Source organism: Psychrobacillus psychrotolerans (assembly GCF_900115805.1).
Lineage (GTDB): Bacteria > Bacillota > Bacilli > Bacillales_A > Planococcaceae > Psychrobacillus > Psychrobacillus psychrotolerans.
Map to the genome: position 1 here is coordinate 18,336 of NZ_FOXU01000001.1, position 17,472 is coordinate 35,807.

At 32.8% G+C, this 17,472-nt stretch carries 23 protein-coding genes; all 23 read left to right on the plus strand.

Features of this window, described 5'->3' with window-relative positions; all coding sequences use genetic code 11:
• Window positions 1–72 precede the first annotated feature (72 nt).
• The 23 genes from BM260_RS00125 to BM260_RS00245 all read left to right on the plus strand — a co-directional run bounded on the left by BM260_RS00125 (window position 73) and on the right by BM260_RS00245 (window position 17,455).
• Window positions 73–516: a hypothetical protein gene (locus BM260_RS00125; protein WP_093533805.1), complete on the plus strand. Its 444-nt coding sequence runs from the start codon at window positions 73–75 to the stop codon at window positions 514–516.
• A gap of 333 nt (window positions 517–849) precedes the next feature.
• Window positions 850–1,359, plus strand: coding sequence for a hypothetical protein (locus BM260_RS00130; RefSeq protein WP_093533807.1), 510 nt, complete (start codon window positions 850–852; stop codon window positions 1,357–1,359).
• A gap of 111 nt (window positions 1,360–1,470) precedes the next feature.
• On the plus strand, window positions 1,471–1,773 hold the full coding sequence (locus BM260_RS00135) for a hypothetical protein (protein WP_093533809.1): 303 nt from the start codon (window positions 1,471–1,473) through the stop codon (window positions 1,771–1,773).
• Window positions 1,774–2,062: 289 nt separating this feature from the next.
• Entirely contained in the window at window positions 2,063–2,242 is a 180-nt protein-coding gene (locus tag BM260_RS00145) for a helix-turn-helix transcriptional regulator (RefSeq protein ID WP_093533813.1), read from the plus strand.
• Window positions 2,239–2,613 (plus strand): hypothetical protein, encoded by a 375-nt coding sequence (locus BM260_RS00150; RefSeq protein ID WP_093533815.1) that lies wholly within the window; start codon window positions 2,239–2,241, stop codon window positions 2,611–2,613. The genes BM260_RS00145 and BM260_RS00150 overlap by 4 nt, the downstream gene beginning before the upstream one ends.
• Before the next feature lie 105 nt (window positions 2,614–2,718).
• Window positions 2,719–3,309: a GNAT family N-acetyltransferase gene (locus BM260_RS00155; RefSeq protein WP_093533817.1), complete on the plus strand. Its 591-nt coding sequence runs from the start codon at window positions 2,719–2,721 to the stop codon at window positions 3,307–3,309.
• A gap of 167 nt (window positions 3,310–3,476) precedes the next feature.
• Complete coding sequence (locus BM260_RS00160) at window positions 3,477–3,818, plus strand: hypothetical protein (RefSeq protein ID WP_093533819.1); 342 nt, start codon at window positions 3,477–3,479, stop codon at window positions 3,816–3,818.
• 108 nt (window positions 3,819–3,926) lie between these two features.
• Window positions 3,927–4,115 carry a hypothetical protein gene (locus BM260_RS00165; RefSeq protein ID WP_139219878.1) on the plus strand — a complete coding sequence of 63 codons (189 nt, stop codon included), beginning with the start codon at window positions 3,927–3,929 and terminating at the stop codon, window positions 4,113–4,115.
• Between the two features lie 1,170 nt (window positions 4,116–5,285).
• A complete protein-coding gene (locus BM260_RS00175; protein WP_245762593.1) occupies window positions 5,286–6,464 on the plus strand; it encodes an MFS transporter in 1,179 nt (392 codons plus the stop codon).
• Between the two features lie 481 nt (window positions 6,465–6,945).
• Window positions 6,946–7,293, plus strand: coding sequence for a DUF2019 domain-containing protein (locus tag BM260_RS00180; RefSeq protein WP_093533827.1), 348 nt, complete (start codon window positions 6,946–6,948; stop codon window positions 7,291–7,293).
• Between the two features lie 486 nt (window positions 7,294–7,779).
• On the plus strand, window positions 7,780–8,940 hold the full coding sequence (locus BM260_RS00185) for a tetratricopeptide repeat protein (protein ID WP_093533829.1): 1,161 nt from the start codon (window positions 7,780–7,782) through the stop codon (window positions 8,938–8,940).
• Window positions 8,941–9,325: 385 nt separating this feature from the next.
• Window positions 9,326–9,481 (plus strand): hypothetical protein, encoded by a 156-nt coding sequence (locus BM260_RS18265; protein ID WP_175496132.1) that lies wholly within the window; start codon window positions 9,326–9,328, stop codon window positions 9,479–9,481.
• Between the two features lie 455 nt (window positions 9,482–9,936).
• Complete coding sequence (locus tag BM260_RS18570) at window positions 9,937–10,209, plus strand: DUF4083 domain-containing protein (RefSeq protein ID WP_245762594.1); 273 nt, start codon at window positions 9,937–9,939, stop codon at window positions 10,207–10,209.
• Window positions 10,210–10,268: 59 nt separating this feature from the next.
• Entirely contained in the window at window positions 10,269–10,658 is a 390-nt protein-coding gene (locus tag BM260_RS00200; RefSeq protein WP_093533833.1) for a hypothetical protein, read from the plus strand.
• A 125-nt stretch (window positions 10,659–10,783) separates the two neighbouring features.
• Window positions 10,784–11,227: a hypothetical protein gene (locus BM260_RS00205; protein ID WP_093533835.1), complete on the plus strand. Its 444-nt coding sequence runs from the start codon at window positions 10,784–10,786 to the stop codon at window positions 11,225–11,227.
• A gap of 516 nt (window positions 11,228–11,743) precedes the next feature.
• Complete coding sequence (locus BM260_RS00210) at window positions 11,744–12,550, plus strand: aminoglycoside adenylyltransferase domain-containing protein (RefSeq protein ID WP_093533837.1); 807 nt, start codon at window positions 11,744–11,746, stop codon at window positions 12,548–12,550.
• Window positions 12,551–12,715: 165 nt separating this feature from the next.
• On the plus strand, window positions 12,716–13,171 hold the full coding sequence (locus BM260_RS00215) for a hypothetical protein (RefSeq protein WP_245762595.1): 456 nt from the start codon (window positions 12,716–12,718) through the stop codon (window positions 13,169–13,171).
• 54 nt (window positions 13,172–13,225) lie between these two features.
• Window positions 13,226–13,813, plus strand: a complete 588-nt coding sequence (locus tag BM260_RS00220) for an NUDIX hydrolase (RefSeq protein WP_093533841.1) — start codon at window positions 13,226–13,228, stop codon at window positions 13,811–13,813.
• Window positions 13,814–13,937: 124 nt separating this feature from the next.
• Window positions 13,938–14,735 carry a hypothetical protein gene (locus BM260_RS00225; protein ID WP_093533843.1) on the plus strand — a complete coding sequence of 266 codons (798 nt, stop codon included), beginning with the start codon at window positions 13,938–13,940 and terminating at the stop codon, window positions 14,733–14,735.
• Between the two features lie 311 nt (window positions 14,736–15,046).
• Window positions 15,047–15,451 carry a hypothetical protein gene (locus tag BM260_RS00230; protein ID WP_093533845.1) on the plus strand — a complete coding sequence of 135 codons (405 nt, stop codon included), beginning with the start codon at window positions 15,047–15,049 and terminating at the stop codon, window positions 15,449–15,451.
• A gap of 131 nt (window positions 15,452–15,582) precedes the next feature.
• Window positions 15,583–15,909 (plus strand): ArsR/SmtB family transcription factor, encoded by a 327-nt coding sequence (locus BM260_RS00235; protein WP_175496133.1) that lies wholly within the window; start codon window positions 15,583–15,585, stop codon window positions 15,907–15,909.
• Complete coding sequence (locus BM260_RS00240; protein ID WP_093533849.1) at window positions 15,896–16,594, plus strand: SRPBCC domain-containing protein; 699 nt, start codon at window positions 15,896–15,898, stop codon at window positions 16,592–16,594. The genes BM260_RS00235 and BM260_RS00240 overlap by 14 nt, the downstream gene beginning before the upstream one ends.
• A gap of 192 nt (window positions 16,595–16,786) precedes the next feature.
• Window positions 16,787–17,455 carry a DUF4030 domain-containing protein gene (locus BM260_RS00245; protein WP_093533851.1) on the plus strand — a complete coding sequence of 223 codons (669 nt, stop codon included), beginning with the start codon at window positions 16,787–16,789 and terminating at the stop codon, window positions 17,453–17,455.
• Window positions 17,456–17,472: the final 17 nt, after the last annotated feature.

The window sequence follows — 17,472 nt, forward strand, 5'->3', positions numbered from 1 at the left end:
GTTAAATATTTACTTTGTTATATAAAAGTGTAAATTAGGAGTTTTTGATATTTAAATAAGGAGGTTGATATCATGAAAAAAATGATTTTGTTATTAATAGGAATTATTCCTTTTGTGTTAGGTTTTCTCATGAATTCTTGGTTGATGCAAAATCCAAATAGTATATTACCATTTAAATTAATAGGAATTACATTTCTTGTTTTTTGGGTATTCGTTGGATTTATAACTTGTAAGTTTGAAAAAACACCATATCATTCGGCGCTCTTTATCCATACACCTGCTGTAATCGCCCTCTTATTATTAACGTATCAAGATATGGTGTTAGAACAATTTTGGCCTAATATGATTGGATTGGCTACCCAATTTTATTACTTACCGTTGACTAATATTTCTAGCTTCATCATTGGTGGAGGATTATATGTTCAAATGTGGACAGCAAGCGTAGTGGCCTTTTTACTAATGTATGGTTCATACTATTTAGGGTGTTATTTGAAAAAAATCCTCAGCAGTAAATAGTGAACTGTATTTAAATTAAGCATCTATTTTTCTTCAACTAACGGGTGCTTTAGTTAAACAAGTGGCTGCCTGTTATGGTAGCTTTTTTTATTGAACTAACGCGGCAGTTTAGTCTAAGAAGAAAAATGATTTGTGCTTGTTATTAGGTGGAATTTCAGAAAATTGGAACCTCTTTTTGTTTCAAACGTATTCAAGTGAAGCCGCAGTTTAGTTAACTGCTTTAGTTCATCATTGACATTACAAAAGTCACGGACATTTTTAGAGAACGATAAATGAAAATAAAAAGGCTTCTTGCAAGTAGACTGATGTGATTTAGAGTGGAAAATCGTAGCTTTGGAAGGTCGTGGTAAGGTGAAAAAATTAGGAATAATTATTTTTCTTCTGTTATTTGCTATGGGCTGTTCAAATGAAGATGAAATGAACCAAATCGTTAATGATCAAGAGAACAAGATAGAAACTCAAAAAAAGGAAATCCAGAAGTTAGAAGAAGAATTACAACAAGTTAAAACAGATTATAGCGTTTTTTTACAGCAAGCTGATAACAAGTCCAGGGTTATTATGCGTTTAATTGCAAACAGTAAATTTGAAGAGTTAAAGAAAGAATATAATGTCGAGTTTGAAGTAAAAGATAACGCAATAGATTTTGGAGTACCAGAATCAAATATTCCATTTCGAATTGATTTAGCTAGGCATCCTATGTTTATTTCATCCTTTAATAAACACTCTGAAGCCACAGAAATCAGTTATTATATTGATAATCTTGAGACAGAGGAAAGAACTTTAATAACGATGCATTTTGATAAAGATGGTACATTCAAATTTATTTTTTTAGGAGATATATAAGTAAAATACTAAATATCGGATGCACCATATATTCTGGATCTTTAATTTTTGATGTCTGTATCGGAACGATAAAAAACCATATTTTTTAAAAAACTGAAGAGTGGGTTATTGATGAAAAAAAGTTACTTAGTATTTTTCCTGTTTTTAGTATTAGTGGGATGTCAAATTGAAATTGATGTTTCCAAACAGAATAAAGATCACTCACAAAATGACATTCAGGAAGAAGTTGAAACAGTAGAATACACAAAAATTCCTTCTTCACTTCTCAATGAAATTTCTCAGCAAATTGGTATCCGCTCCGAAGAAATTAAAGAGGATGACTTATTAAAAGTAAAATCTATGAATATTACTAGTCAAAATAATGATGATGTGTCTGCCCCTATTGATGTTAGCTCTATAAGCTTATTGAACTAACGCGGCAGGTTAGTTGAATTAGAATATTCTAGTTAATCAGGAAGGGGAAAGAACAATGAATAGATTTGTATTGCCACACATGTATTTGTTTTTTGGAATCATATTATTTATTTTGGCAGAGTTCACCGTTCCAACAGGAGGCTTTTATTGGCTTACATTTTTCATTTCAATAACATGCATTGTTATTGGATTGATATGGAATGTCATTTTGTTATTTTTTAAAAAGAGAAGTTAATTGAATAGCATAACTTATACCAATGAATTAAACTAACGGGTGCTTTAGTGAAATATAGAGTTGGATAATACAGCTCTTTTTTTATTCAACTATAGCCGTAATGTCTCTAGGCAAACCATAATATCTTTGGAAAAAGGACGTAATAATCCTTCAATCACATTAGCATTTAAGTTAGCTCGTTTATTTAATTGTCATATTGAAGATATTTTTATTTATGAGGAGGACCATCAATGAAACACAATAGAGCAATTTTTGTAATTCTAGGTTTCATTATGCTAATAAATGCACTTCTAATTAATGGTGCTTATATTTTTTCAGGTAAGTTTCCAGAAGCATTAATGGTAATTGCTTTAACGATTATGGCGTTCTGTTTAGCATATTTAGCACCCCACTTTTCTGCAAAAGATGAGCGGGCTCAAAAAATCCGTGAACGTGCAGTATATATTAGTTATTTTTGGGGTATTAGTTTTGCCGTTATTTTAATGATTATTTTCAACCCTACATCGTCGCTTAACCTTGCTGCCTTTCAAGTATTATCACTATTCATGGCATTATATATTTCTACTGTCTTTTTAAATATGGTTTATTATGCAAAAAAATATTAAAAACATTGTTAACGTTGCCAAATAAAAGTAAGGTAAAAACCTCGTTTAGGGAGCAGTAGAGTTTAAAAGGATATAATAAATAAGCTGAGGCAAGGGGGGGGTTTGGTGAATCCATTATTATTAGATATACCATTACAAATAGAGACAGAAAGGTTATTATTACGAGCACCTAGGCAATCAGGGGACGGTACTATTGTTAATGATGCAATTCAAGATTCTTTTAATGAATTAAAGGCTTGGTTGCCTTTTGCACAGACACTCCCTACTGTGGAGGAAACAGAAGTGAATTTGAGAGAAGCATATATTAACTTTTTCAAAAGAGATAGTTTACGTTTCCTGATTTTCCATAAAGACACTAATGATTTTATAGGAGTAACAAGTTTCGAAGGTTTAAACTGGGACATCCCAAAAAGTCATATAGGTTATTGGATTAACACAAGATTTAGAGGTAACGGATATATGTTAGAAGCGGTAAAAGGATTATGTGAATTAGGTTTAATTCATATTAGCTTTAAGAGAGTTGAAATTAGATGTGAATCCACAAACCTAAAGAGTCGTTCTATCCCCGAAAAATTAGGATTTGAATTAGAAGGGATTTTAAAGAATGAGGATTTATCAGCAGATGGAAGTAAACTGACTGATACTTGTATTTATGCCAAAGTTGAAGCAAGGGACATTGTGAAGAATTTCACTTAAAGTGACGGGTGCTTTACTTCAAGAAGGAGTAAAGCCTTTTTTCTTATTGAACTAAAGCGGCAGGTTAGTTGAATAAGAAGGTATATATGAAATGAATCGAAATAGTTAATAAAAGAGAGTTATTTTATATTATAATTAATTTATTAATTGGGGAAAGAGGTAAGAAAATGAAAAAAAATATGTTAATAGCGATTGCATTTACTTTAGTAGCGATGTTTACGTTCAGCATCACTTCAGAAGCTTCATCCACAAAAGTAATGTGGGGTAAAACGGAACTTAAAGCAGGGCAGATTGGTAAAGTAACACTTTACGGAGATATGGGAACATTTAAGGTAGATGGCTCTAGAGGAAAAGTGTTACCAGCGGGTGGTGAGTACCGTGTCTATTCATTCCGTAAAGATATTTTCGGAGGAGAATACGGCTTAGGCGGCGGATTGTTTGTCCATATGTACGGTCCTTTGGAGTACGAAACACCTTCTAAGGCTAAGTTAGCATTACTTAATAAGTAATAATTCAATAGATTAAAAGAAATAGAAGGATAGATATTATACAATGTAGTCCAGTTTTAAGCTGGGCTTTTTTTTATGGAGGAAAAAATGTGTTTAGTGAATGCGAGGATGGTACAACGACAAAAAATTCATGAGATTGGTATGTCAATGGTTGAAGTGACAGGTTCTAAAACAAAATTAGGCGATGGTGTACAACATAATCAAGATATTTATCTCAATAAGAAAGATGGTAGTTTATTTGTAATCAGTATAGATGGACCAGTCGAACGGTGGGTAAGTTTTACCAATGAGGAATAGTATAGACCTCTTTGTTCAACTAGCGGGTGCTTTAGTTAAACAGGACCATCAAAAAATGATGATCTATTTTTATGTACATGTGAAATGTTACACTTAAACTAACGCAGCAGTTTAGTTGAAGAAGAAAAGGGTTTTTTATGTCGCACATGACACAAACTATGTAGTAAAGGAGCTATTCATTGTGATGAATGGAACGAGGTTGCTGAGTAAGACGAGGAAATAGGAAACCATGATATGCAGTAAATAAAAAGAGGACTAGTTATTATCAAGACAGAATCAATTTATTTTTCCAGGACTCCAGTGATAGGTATACCAAAATGAAGCAATCTAGCATGATACCTAACATATAGAAGCGAAACCTGGAAAAGAACTGACTTTTTATTTAAATGAGGATAATGGACGGTTTATAATACGCCTATTATTTTAAGTAGTATAACTATAACCAGAATTGTAATAACAAGACTTAGAATATTTCTCAAGGATATCCCTCCTTTAGAAATATTGTACCACATGGATAATACTATTTTTATAAGAATTTTGTGTGGTAATTATTAACTAGTGTGATTAGTGGTAACGCATAGTTCGTAGATAATGTTTAATAAATGAGAAGGTCCTTCTTCAACTAACGGTTACTATACTTCAATAAGGAAAAATAGAATTTTAATAATTTTGTATGGGAAATTTATTAAAAATAGAACTTTTATTCGTTTCAAACGTAGTAAAGTAAGGTGACAGCATAGTACATCAACAATTTATTAGAAATGTTTTTTTGAATTGGTATTAAATAAATTGGAAAGTAATTTGAATTTTGGGGTGAATCTATGAGGCTAGCTGGACTTTTTCTTACAATTATTTCAATTGTAATCGTATTTTTTAATTACAATATTGCTACTTTAGTATTTGGGTTTGCATTATTGCTGTTTGGAGGTTTCCAGTTACAAACAAACAACAAAATTATGTCATACATATATTTCATTTCGGGTTTTATTTTTATCATAGGTATTTTAATAACTGGTTTCCAATAATAGATGGAGGCTTTTGCACTAACGTGGGTGCTATACTTCAAGAAGGAGTAAAGCCTTTTTTTCTTATTGAACTAACGCCGCAGTTTAGTTGAACAAGAGGTCCTTTTTATAGCTTTAAAGAATATACATGTAACAATAATTATAAATGGGGGATGCAATGGAGTTTAGTGGGAAGGTAGGTTTAAGTGTTGGTTGGATAACATTGTTTTTAATGGGTATTGACTTATTTGTAGTATCTCCTTTACTACCGTTCATTTCGGAAGCTTATAATGTTAGTTCAGCGATGACTGGATGGATGGTAACAGTTTTTGCAGTCACATATGCTTTTTTCGCTCCTTTCTTTGGATGGCTTTCAGATAAAAATGGACGGAGACTATTAATTACATTTGGCTTATTGTTGTTCGTCATTTCTAACATACTAACTGCTTTTGCTCCTTCATTTTTTTGGTTAATTGTTAGTCGTATTTTAGCTGGTTTATCCGTTGCTTCAATTACTCCTTTGATTTACGCAATCATTGTAGATACTGCACCACCAAATCGGACAGGGACATGGCTTTCGATTGTTGTTTCAGGACACTTAACAGCTCTTTGGGCAGGAGCTCCATTCGGTATGTTATTAGAGCATTTTCTCGGTTGGCGTTCAGTATTTGTTATAATGGCTGTTATAGGAGCTATATTGGCAGTAGTAAATTTCAACACCTGGAAATATGTTCCTAAAATCTATTTAACAAGGAATCTATTAGAAGGAAATTTGCTAAGAATACTTGGTTCGGTAAGTGTTACAACCTTTTGGGCGATTTCAATGTATGCTCTTTATGTTTACTTAGGAGCTTCTCTTTATTCTGAAAATAGATTCTCATCAACAGAAATCGCATTAGCTATAACTTTTTATGGTATCGGAGCTGTTTTAGGAAGTCTTATAAGTGGACAATTAACAGATAGATTTGGAGAAAGGAATATATCGAAAGTTACGCTCATGTTCTTGACTCTAATATTTGTTTGTTTAGGTATATTCTTCACATCAGGTGATTGGATCTATTTCTTCTTGTTCTTATGGGCTTTAGTTGGGTATGCAGGATTTAGTTCATATCAAGCAAGATTAGCGGTTGAATATTCAAACGAACGAGGAATTGTCATGGCGTGGAATAATACCGCTTTGTATATTGGTATTACCCTTGGCTCAATGATTGGTGGTTTTGTCATTTCTAAATGGGGATACTCTTTCCTTCCGTATGTTTGTAGCATTGCAGCAGTTCTTAGTTTTGTCCTTAGTACCCAAAAAGTCCAAGATACAAAAAAGGAATCAGCTTATTCAGATACATGACATCAGAATGAAGTCTTTTTGTTGGACGGGTGCTTTACTTAAAGAAGGAGTAATGCTTTTTTCTTATAACATTTATAAAACAGAAAAAAACAACCAAAGATAGGTTGTTTTTTCGGTGTTTAAAAAAGAAGATTCCATATGTATTTAATTCCATCCCATAAAGCTAAGGCTATGATTACTGCTAGTATTCCTTTAAAAATATCTCTCATGTAGGTTACCTCCATCGAAGTTGTTAACTATTTATTTACGAAAGAGAGTTATAAAAGTTTCATATCGATAACTTTTAGTGAACACAGTGAGTTTCTTCTCTATTCGACCATAAAGTTTAACAAAAGATAAAGTGCTTATTTCACTAACGAGGTGCTTTAGTGAAAATCATGGGTTGCTTAGGCAACTCTTTTTTCTTATTGAACTAACGCCGCAGGTTAGTTGAATAATGATGTAGAAATATAATGGTATATAAATAACTAAGAGGTGGAATATGAAATTAGAAGAGATTATGGAAAATTGTATTGATTCGGCAATTCTTTATGGGGTATCAGCATATGAAGTTGTAGTTAATCCTAGAAAAACAAATAAGCTATATGATAAACAGTACAAGAATTTCAAACTCCTCAAGAAGCACCCTAAGGGTGTAGAATCCTTATATCATTTGCTACAACACCCTAATATTTATGTGAGATATATCTCAGCAATTCATCTATTTTCGGTTGATGAAAAAAAGGCAAAAGAAGTGATTATGACTGTTGCTACAATAAACAAGCGTTTGGATCCACACTATCTTTTCGAAGAGTGGGATAATGGGAATCTGAAGGAATATTATAGTTAAATTATCAAATTCCTTATTCAACTACGGGTGCTTTAGTTAAACAAGCACCTTCTATTGCATCCTCAACTAGACTTGTGTAAAACCACTATGGTAAATTATATAAAGTTATAGATGGCTAAAGATTCAGGAAAAATTTAGGTTGTGGTGGTGAAATCAAATATTAGTTTCATTTTATATGCTAATGGTAACGTGGGTTATTGTATTTACTATGGTTTTATACAGTCAGAAAAGAAAAGGTAAATTAAAAAAGATTACTTTTAATCAATTTGTAATTGTGTGCCTAATTTCTATTGGGTCAATGGTTTTAACAATAGGATTTTTGAGTCTAATGGAATAAAAGGAATGTAGAGGCGCTTTTCACTAACGGGTGCTTTACTTCATAAGAAGTAAAGCTTTTTTCTATTTCCATAAAAGCAACGAATCAGTAGAATTAGAAGGGTTTTTTAGGGTTAATGTGGAATTAGTAAATATATGTAAATTTTTAGAATGAATAAATATGATGAAGATCTCAACTGCTCTCAGATTACAGTGGAAATTGCGGAGTATATACAGAACTTTTCAACTACAATGAAGGGATTGAGTGAAATGGAAGAATCGCTGAAAGCTGCTTTGGAGATGCGCCGGGACGGAGATTTATTTGGGTCAAACAAGCTTCTCATTGAACTTGTTTTACAGCACCCGGATCATGCGATACTACATTATGAGTGCGCGTGCAGCTTCGATGTTTTGGCACAAGAAGAGGAAGCGATCCCTTTTTACGGTCGAGCACTCGAACTCGGCCTGTCAGATAAGGAAGCAGTAAATGCCTATACCCAGCTGGGTTCGCTATACCGGCTGCATGGCCGGCTCATGGAATCCGAAAATGTTTTAATGACAGGGATGATGCGGTTTGGGGATGTAGGTCTTCTTAAAATCTTCTACGCATTTACCATGTATGACCTGGGGAAGCCAGGAGAGGCAATGCGTTGGATGACACACGCTATTCTGGATGCCGCGGTAGATCAGGAAATCTTCTTGAACCACCGGGTGATTAGTTATCTTGGAAGCAATCTGGATGTTCAGAATATCATGAAAAGTCCTATCACATGGGTTAACAGTGGAAACAAGGCTTTAGAGGACGAGAAGAGCATTGTAGAAAAAGTGGAGGCAGTTTTGAAGGTTTTTGAACCGACGTATTTCCACGGAGCGTGGGTATTCGAGTTTGAACACTATGACCTGCATTTTACGGACCTAGACGATGAAACCCGACGAGCGGCAGTCGCTGCTTTCGCAATTATGGTCGGTATATGGGAGACTGAGAGCGCCAGTTCGTTCATGCCACAGCATGAACGGAAGTACTCAGGTGACTACGATCCGAGCGAACCTCATTTCGAACTCAATGGCTACATCAGCTCCTTTTATTCGAATTATAAAACCGTTCAGCAAGAGTTCCCAGTAATGACGGCATATATCGTTGGTTGTTTGGACGCTATTGATAAAAAGAGTAAGATCGGGTTGGAACAAAAATTCCCTGAAATTGATTCAATCCTATTTAGACAATTCCGGAAAGAGATACTTCTGCCAAGTCGGCAAATAAAGAAAAAACTTCCTCCGTTCGAAGATTTCCTCGAGGAAATTGGATGGAACCTTTCATACAGAGCATGGTAATGGATTTCTCAAGGAAGAGTGCTCCAAATCGGAACTCTGGACGAAATCCGAGTGGCGATCATCAGGATGATTAGCAGCCCTTTTTCTTATTGAACTAACGCGGCAGGTTAGTTTAATAACCATAAATGAAACTTTAATTGGAAATTAACGACTTATTCTGAAAAGGGGGGAAAAGCGTATTAGAATAAAATACTTTTTCTTTTCATTAATAGCTATTGCTTTCTTATCGGGTTGCACCAACGATTCATCAGCTGTTAGTAACAATTCATTAGCGAAAGAAACCACTGAAGAGCCCATAATCGGTGAACCTCTTCCACCGCAATGGATAAATTATGGTGGTGAGAAGTATGTTTTTAACAGGATTATTCCAAAAGATGAAGTGGATATGAGTCAAATTGTCTCAACAAACACCTTAACAGCACTAGGAGATGGTGCTGAATCTGGGAATGAAATTTTTCTTTATAAGAAAGACGGTAGTTTATTCATAATAGATAACACAGGACCTACTGAGCAATGGGTGAATTTCACTAAAAATAATTAAAGTAGCTACTTTTCTTGTTGAACTAACGGGTGCTTTACTTCAAGAAGGAGTAAAGCCTCTTTCTTCTTAAACTAAAGCAGCAGGTTAGTTGAATAAGAGAAAATTTTTTGTCTCGGAGGTTATATGGATAGACATAGAAAAATGAATAAGCATTATAGTATTAAAGTCAATAACAAATCAGTAAAAATACTTAAATATAAGAGAGAAAGTTATTATGATGACCTTGATAATGAAGAGGTAAACTTAATTGAGTTAATTACTAAAATACCTAACGATGTATTAGACAATAAGGAAGTCCTAATTGATATAGATGGTGAAGTCATAAAAGCTAATTGGGTTTCGCATTTCTCTCAACCAGGACTACATAGGTACATGTACAAAGTAAGTGATATCTTATTCCACTAACGCGGAAGGTTAGTTCAATAAGGAATGACTAATAAAGAGTCTAATTATCAATGAAAAATGGTAAATTGATGGAAATATGGAATGCGAGAGGTAATGTAAAGTTGTGCTTGACCATTTCTATACAAGGGGATGTTTTAATGTTTAATGTGGGAGATATGATTTATCAGGTTATAATATTGGGGCTTATCGTTTTATTTGTAGTATCGTTCACCTTATTTATAAGGAGATTACTCCTGAATCAACAGGCAAAAAACCATCAACTTAATGAAATAGAAAAGAAAATGGATAAAATAATAGAGTTAATGGACTTCAAGAAGCAGTAAAGCCTTTTTTCTTATTAAACTAAAGCGGCAGTTTAATAAAATAAAATGGGGGTGAATTTTTGAAAAGAAAAGTAATAATTTTCATTATATCTGTTATTTTTTTATTGTGCTTAGTGTGGATTTTATTTTCTAATAAGAGTGCAGAAGTAAAAAGTTTCACCTATGAGATTGAGGAAAACAATGAGGAACTTATTATTGAAGTTAACTATCAATTCACTATCAATACAGGCGATTTTAGTTATGCAACTATTGTTTTAGACAGTTTTTTTTATCAACGACTTAAGAATCCAGAATCTATTGAACCCATTTTTTTAAACGGTGGAGTATCTGGTTCTACAAGAATAATTATTAACAAAGAGGACTTAACTTCAGACTTTATTGAATCGTTAAAATCAAAGGAAAGAAATCCTTTTCGTGCTATAAGTATTGGTGAAGAAATTAGTTTGTAATAACTCAACTAACGGGTGCTTTACTTCAAGAAGGAGTAAAGCCTTTTTTCTTATTAAACTAAAGCGGCAGGTTTGTTGAGGAGGTATAGAATTATAGAATTGGATATTGGTATTGGGGTGAGGAAATGAAAAATAAGAAAACTGTTATTGGTATTATTATAGTTATTATTCTCGGAATAGGTTTGTACTTTTTTAATTCTGAAAAGTTTTATACTGCGGCAGATGTTTTAGAAGATGTTGATTTTAGTGTAGAAGAACAATCTGTAGAGTTGACAAAGATTGTTATTGAAGTGGATGATGGAAAACTCGTTCCGATTGAGTTAACAGATACAACTCAGAAAAAATTGATAAAGGCTTTTGAAAAATCGAAATTTAAAAAAGACGAATCATTATCTTCCGATAACGATTACTCGATGAAAATCACTTTGAACAGAGGTTATTATATGTTTATGGATATTACCGGTAAAAGTATAGCAGTTAGAGATAATAGTGGTGGTTCATACGAAGAATATTTATTTGAAGATGATAAAGGGTTTTTTAGTATTTTAGAGGAATTAATAAGAGAATAAATGAATTCTGGATTAGTATTCTAATTCAACTAACGGGTGCTTTACTTCAAGAAGGAGTAAAGCCTTTTTTCTTATATCCAGGTTGTGAAAAATATAATTACAAAAATGGGAGAACTATTGAAAATGAGGTGTTAGTGAAATGAAAGCGGAAAGAACAAAAATGAGTAAAACGAAAATAGCCTATTATGCTTTTACTGGGGTAGCAATAGTATTACTGTTACTTAATTATTTTCTTTTTGAGTAAGCACTACCCAGAAGAGCTTTTGAAAACGGTACACAGGTAGATATTTGAATCAATTAGCACAAGATTTAATGGAAGGCTTATTTCTTTCTAAAGATGAAGGCTCATTCGATAAATAAACGGTTAAAGGAGTTTATGTAAGAATGAGATTGTAAAGGGTTGTACATACACTAACGGGTGCTTTACTTCAAGAAGGAGTAAAGCCTTTTTTCTTATTGAACTAATGCGACTGATTAGCTCAGGTAGGAAATCAAAAAAATAATGGAGGATATATTATGGATAGCAGTTGGGAAACAAGTTCATTAGAAATAAAAGATTTTGTTAATAATCTCTTATATAAAACTAAAGAAATTTTAAAAGAGGATTTTATTGGTTTTTATTTACACGGTTCTTTGGCGATGGGGGGATTTAATTCTAAAAGTAGTGATATTGATGTTTTGATAATAACGAATAAAACAATGACTGTTGGAATTAAAAGAAAGTTAGCTGAGTTATTATTAAGTTTCTCCAATAAGCCATTTCCCGTAGAAATAAGCTTCGTGAATATGGAACAACTGAAAAATTGGACACATCCATGCCCTTTCGATTTTCATTATAGTGAATTTTGGAGAGGTAAGTATCAAGATGATTTATCAAAAGATACATATCATCATTTAAACGGAGATGTAAGAGATGACGCGGATTTAGCTGCACATATTACTATATTAAATCATCGGGGGTTTAGATTAGAAGGACCTACTATCGATGAAGTATTTTCCTCTGTTCCACGTTCGCATTATATATCTTCCATAATGGGTGACTACCAAGAATGTATTGAGAATATTGAAGAAGACCCCGTTTATTGTGCATTAAACTTAATAAGAGTGTATTGGTACCTTAAAGAAGGAGTTATTTCATCAAAGCAAGAAGCTGGTAACTGGGGGCTATCATCTTTTCCGAAAGAACTGGGATTTACAATTCAAAAAGTAATTAATAGTTATGCGGATGGGAAAGAACTCTATGAATTTGAGAAAAAGGAACTTTTTAATCTAAAAAATTATATTAATAAAAATGTTCAAGTGCTATCAACCTTATTGAACTAAAGCAGCAGTTTAGTTTAAGAAGGAGTTCAGAAGAAGAGTGGGGAAATTAACTACTAGGGGGAGATACACCTGAAAAGAAATATATGTATAGGATTTTTATTTTTCATAGTTTTTTTAGTCGGGTGTTCAGACGAACAAACATTTGAAGATTATTTTCAACAAAAAATGTTAGAAATGCATTTAGATGAAGAAAATTATTCGTATTCACTTGTTGAGAAACAGTTTAATATCGTTCATGAAGACGATGCAATCGCTGTGTTCAAAGAGCATAAGAATCAAGAGGAAAAGATATTTATAGCATACTTCGAGAAAGAGGATAATCAATGGGAATGGAAACAAACAAGAGGATCCAAATGGGATTCACCTGTCAAATGGTCTTCTATGAATGATGAACCTTATATTTACTCTGGTGCAATAAATGATTATTCAATTGCTGAAGTATATGCTGGAGATGAAAGAGCAACAATAATTGACGTTGAAGATGAAAAACGATATTGGTTTGCTATTAGTCCAGTTAAAGACGTGAAAGTTAAGATAGTTAAAACAGGTGGTACTGAAGAAATTATTGAAGAAACTAACCATGAAGAATTAGATAGTAAACAATATTTTGAAGAAATATAATTCAAGAACGGGTGCTTTAGTTGAAGTAGAAAATAAGGAACAAGGAGGTTAACTATGATAATTCCTAATAATGCACGAACTTCTGGTGCATATGTTTTATATAAAGGATTATTTATATTTCAAGTTGGTCCAACAAAAGAAGGTGACAAACTTGGAGTGGTTAGATTAGGAGGGCATAGAGAAGGTAATGAAACAGCTTTGGAAACAGCGAAACGTGAGGTTTTTGAAGAAGCTCAAGTAGAAATTGCTCCCATTAATCCCAATATAACATTTTACCTTAGTGAGTGGAACGAGGAACCGACTAAAGTTAATATAAATGAACCCATTGTACCTATTCTAATTAAGGGCAATGAAGAATCTTCTTATACAATAATGTATCTATCTAATACATTAACTCTGCCAACTCCATCCTCTGAATCAAAAGGATTATTATTGCTTTCCCCAGAGAATGTACGACTTATCTGCCAAAATAAAATATCTTTAAGTGATTATCATAATCTGGATGGAGTTTCTATACTAAAAACAGAGTTAGATATGAATTTAATCTTACAACCATTTCCTCAATTATTATTTCTTTCACGATTACTAAATGAAGAAACCAAACTAATGGAACACATTATTAATACATCCTTATTCAATTAACGGGTGCTTAGTTAAGCAAGACCATCATTTTGAACTGCCCCGTAAATGTTACACTTGAACTAACGCGGAAGTTTAGTTGAATAAGGATAATATGAATAAAAGCTGTAGACAGGAGGTATGGATATTGAAAGTGGATACTTATTCTCTTATCTCTTTTATAATTTTGTGGGGTATACCTACTGTCATGATTGTTAGAAAGTATCTAAAAATGAATTCTAATGATAAAAAGACAGCAATAAATGATTTCAGATCACACCGATTTATTTTTACAACAGGTTTTATTGTACTTGGTGCTCTATTTATACACTTGGGACTTTTACTCACCCTAAGCATACTAAAATTAATTGGGTTCGTTTTCCTTGCATTAGGAGGATTTTTATCAACATTTAATAAGTGGAATAAAAGTAAGAATAAAGGTGTCTTGGTGAAAAAAATAGTTAAATACACAATTATCGGCATTACTACTTTTTTTCTGATTTTGCTCGGATTTTACTACTTTATAATAAGGGTCGGGCAAGGTGAGTTTTTTCATTACGATAATGGTGTGACAATTGAGGTTTACAATTCTAGTAAACAAGAAATAACAGATTTAAACTTCTTTTTTTCATTTTATAGCAATTATAATGTTCTTCAGGATTTAGGGGATATTGACAAATTAGAACCGGAAGAAACTACTTGTATATATAGTCGCCACATAAATGGGACTGGAAATGACCGAAGTTTATATTTTCAATATCATATTAATAAATTTGAGAAACAAGTTGATAGCCTAGCTTATGTAGCATCTAATAAACCAAGTAAGGTAGTAGTTATTATAGAAATAACTGGGACTGATAGTAATGGTAAATTATTATTCAGGGCAAAAGGGTATGAAGATGTTGGAGGTCAATTTGAATATGATCTGACTTCCACAAGAGAATGAATATTTAAATGATGGTCAACAAGTGCTTATATAACCAAATGGTGCTGTGCTTAGTTAAACAAGGGCTATCACTTTTTGAATAATAGGGGTGTAGAAATAATATTTCGCTATTCGTTATCTAGTTGAATAAGAAAAGAATGTTATCTATTAACCGATGGTGTTCTTTTCGTCCACATTATTTCTATTAGGTTGAACAAGCTCTTTTTTCTTATTTCACTTATTAGTATTAGGCAGTATTGGGGTACGATACAAGTAGATAAATGATTTAATAATAATGTTATGGTATAATTAGGAAAAAAAGGAGTGGTCTTATGAAAAAGATAATTCTTTCAGTCTTATTGATAGTCTTAGCCTTTCCTACTTTTTTTATAAAAACAGAAGCTGCAATGCCTACGCCTACAAAAATTATGTGGGATAACATGGAGCTTAAAACAGGACAAATAGGTAGGGTGACGATGTTAAAATCAGGATTTACCATATCTAAATATGAAAATGGTGAATTTCGTCCAGCTAGAGTTGTTAAAAAAGGTGAAGTATTTAGAGTTTACGGAATTAAAGTAGAAACTTACGCAACTCATTTAGATTTGGGCAACAATTTATGGGCATATCTTAGCAGCCATAGAAGTGATGGTAGTAATGTTTATCTTCAAAAGACCGTTAATTATGAAACACCCTCAAAGTCTAAATTAGCATTGCTAAAAGAGTCTAATAAATAATTTCAAGAAAACCATTATTTTTTAATCAAATAACGGGTGCTTCAATTAAAGATCATCGGGTAGCTTAAGCTGCCCTTTTTTCTAGAATACATATAACTAATTGGTTATATGTGAAAGGTGAGGGGATGATAATGCCAGATGTTTATCGAGCATTAGGTGATTCAACGCGGCGAGGTATATTAAGTATGCTTAAACATGGAAACAAAACCCAAAAAGAGTTAGTCAAAGCATTTGATATTTCTCAACCAGCAATAAAGAAGCATTTGAATATTTTATTGGAGGAAAAAATTATTTCAGAGAGCTGGGATGGGAAGTATCGTATCTATTCATTAAATCCTGAGGTTCTCCAAATTGCCTACAATGAGGTGCATCAGTACATCGGAGAACTACTTGATAATCAGCTCGTAAGTCTAAAAAACTATGTAGAAAAAGGAGAATTTCAAGATGAACTGGATTAAGGATTCTATAAAGAGAGAAATTATTGTTAACGCCCCTTTGAAGCAAGTTTGGGATGCATTGACTAAGCCTGAGCATTTAAATCGTTGGTATACAAAAAATGCTGAGATAGATTTTCGTATAGGTGGAAAAGGATATATGAATCATGGATGGGAGGCAACATCTGAGGGTGTTTTTACAGAAATAGATACAATGAAACGTTTTGTACTTCAGAGCCTTGAGGGCGATTTTACTACCATTACTTCATTAGAAAAAGTTAAAAATGGAATTCAAGTGAGTATTGAGTATCAGGCTACCTTTATTGGTGAAATGAATCAATATAAAAAGGAAAATATGTTGTTTGGCACAAGTCAATTCTTAGAAAATCTAAAGAGTGTCTATGAAACTGGTACCGATAATCGTACAAAGTTCTGGAAAGCATGGATAGGTATTGCTCACACAACAAACGAAGGGGAGAGAGGTACAAGAGTTTTACAGGTGAAGGAAGGTTCGGTAGCTGCAACTGCTGGACTTAAACCTGAAGATATTATAGTGGAGATCGATGGAGAAGAAATCGAAGGATATAAATCATTTGAAAAAACATTGAATGAAAAAACTGTCCATTACAGTGTTAATTTAACAATAGTAAGGAAAAGTGAAAGGTTACGGATTGACTGTCTTGTGGATGCTTATCCTGTATCTTACTAATATTATGAAAAAGATGCTATCTAAGAGCATCTTTTTTAACTTATGCCTCTATTTCATTTTATGAAAATGAATTAAAGAATATAGGTATATTTCTTCTTCAACTAAAGGGTGCTTTACTTCAAGAAGTACATTGTGTTTTTGGGGGGACTTTTTAGTTGGTTTATGACATACCTTCTTAAAAGGAGGGATAATATGTTAAAAAGGAGATTGATTATTACTGGAATACTTATAGTGGGAATAGGTTCATTTAACCTGTTAAATAAACAATCAGAAGTTGATACTGCTATTGACAATAAGGAACCAGAACCTTTATCTACTAAAGAAAATGAGCTACATTTTTCTACATTGAGCGAGGTAACTGAAAAAATCCATGAGAAGTATGATGAGTTGGAATTTGGTGTAAGTTCAAATTCGGAGATAAAATTGAGGGTACAAGTTAAAGAGAATGAAGAATATTTTAATTCAGTAAAAAAGGATATTGAGTCTATTGCAAAAAATGTAATTAAATCTTCCACATTAAAGGACTATACAGTTGTTGTAGAAAGAATGGATTTATCTTTTGTTACCGTAGAAACTGAAAATATAAACAAAGAACTCTCACATATAGCATTGAGTCTAATGGAAGGTCTTAAACACAACGACCTATTCGAAAATATAAATACTGAGTATCAAAATGAGTATGAAAAATCAATTACCATTCAAACTTCCATAAAAGGTTCAGATAAAGATGCCCATGAGTTAGCAATGGAAATTGAAGCTAAAGTGAATGAAATCCTACATTCTAAGGAACTAAATTCTATATCTAATATTGACTCTTATGAAATTAAAATATTGAATGCCAAAGGGAAAAAAGTAAATTAGTTAATATTGGCATCCCT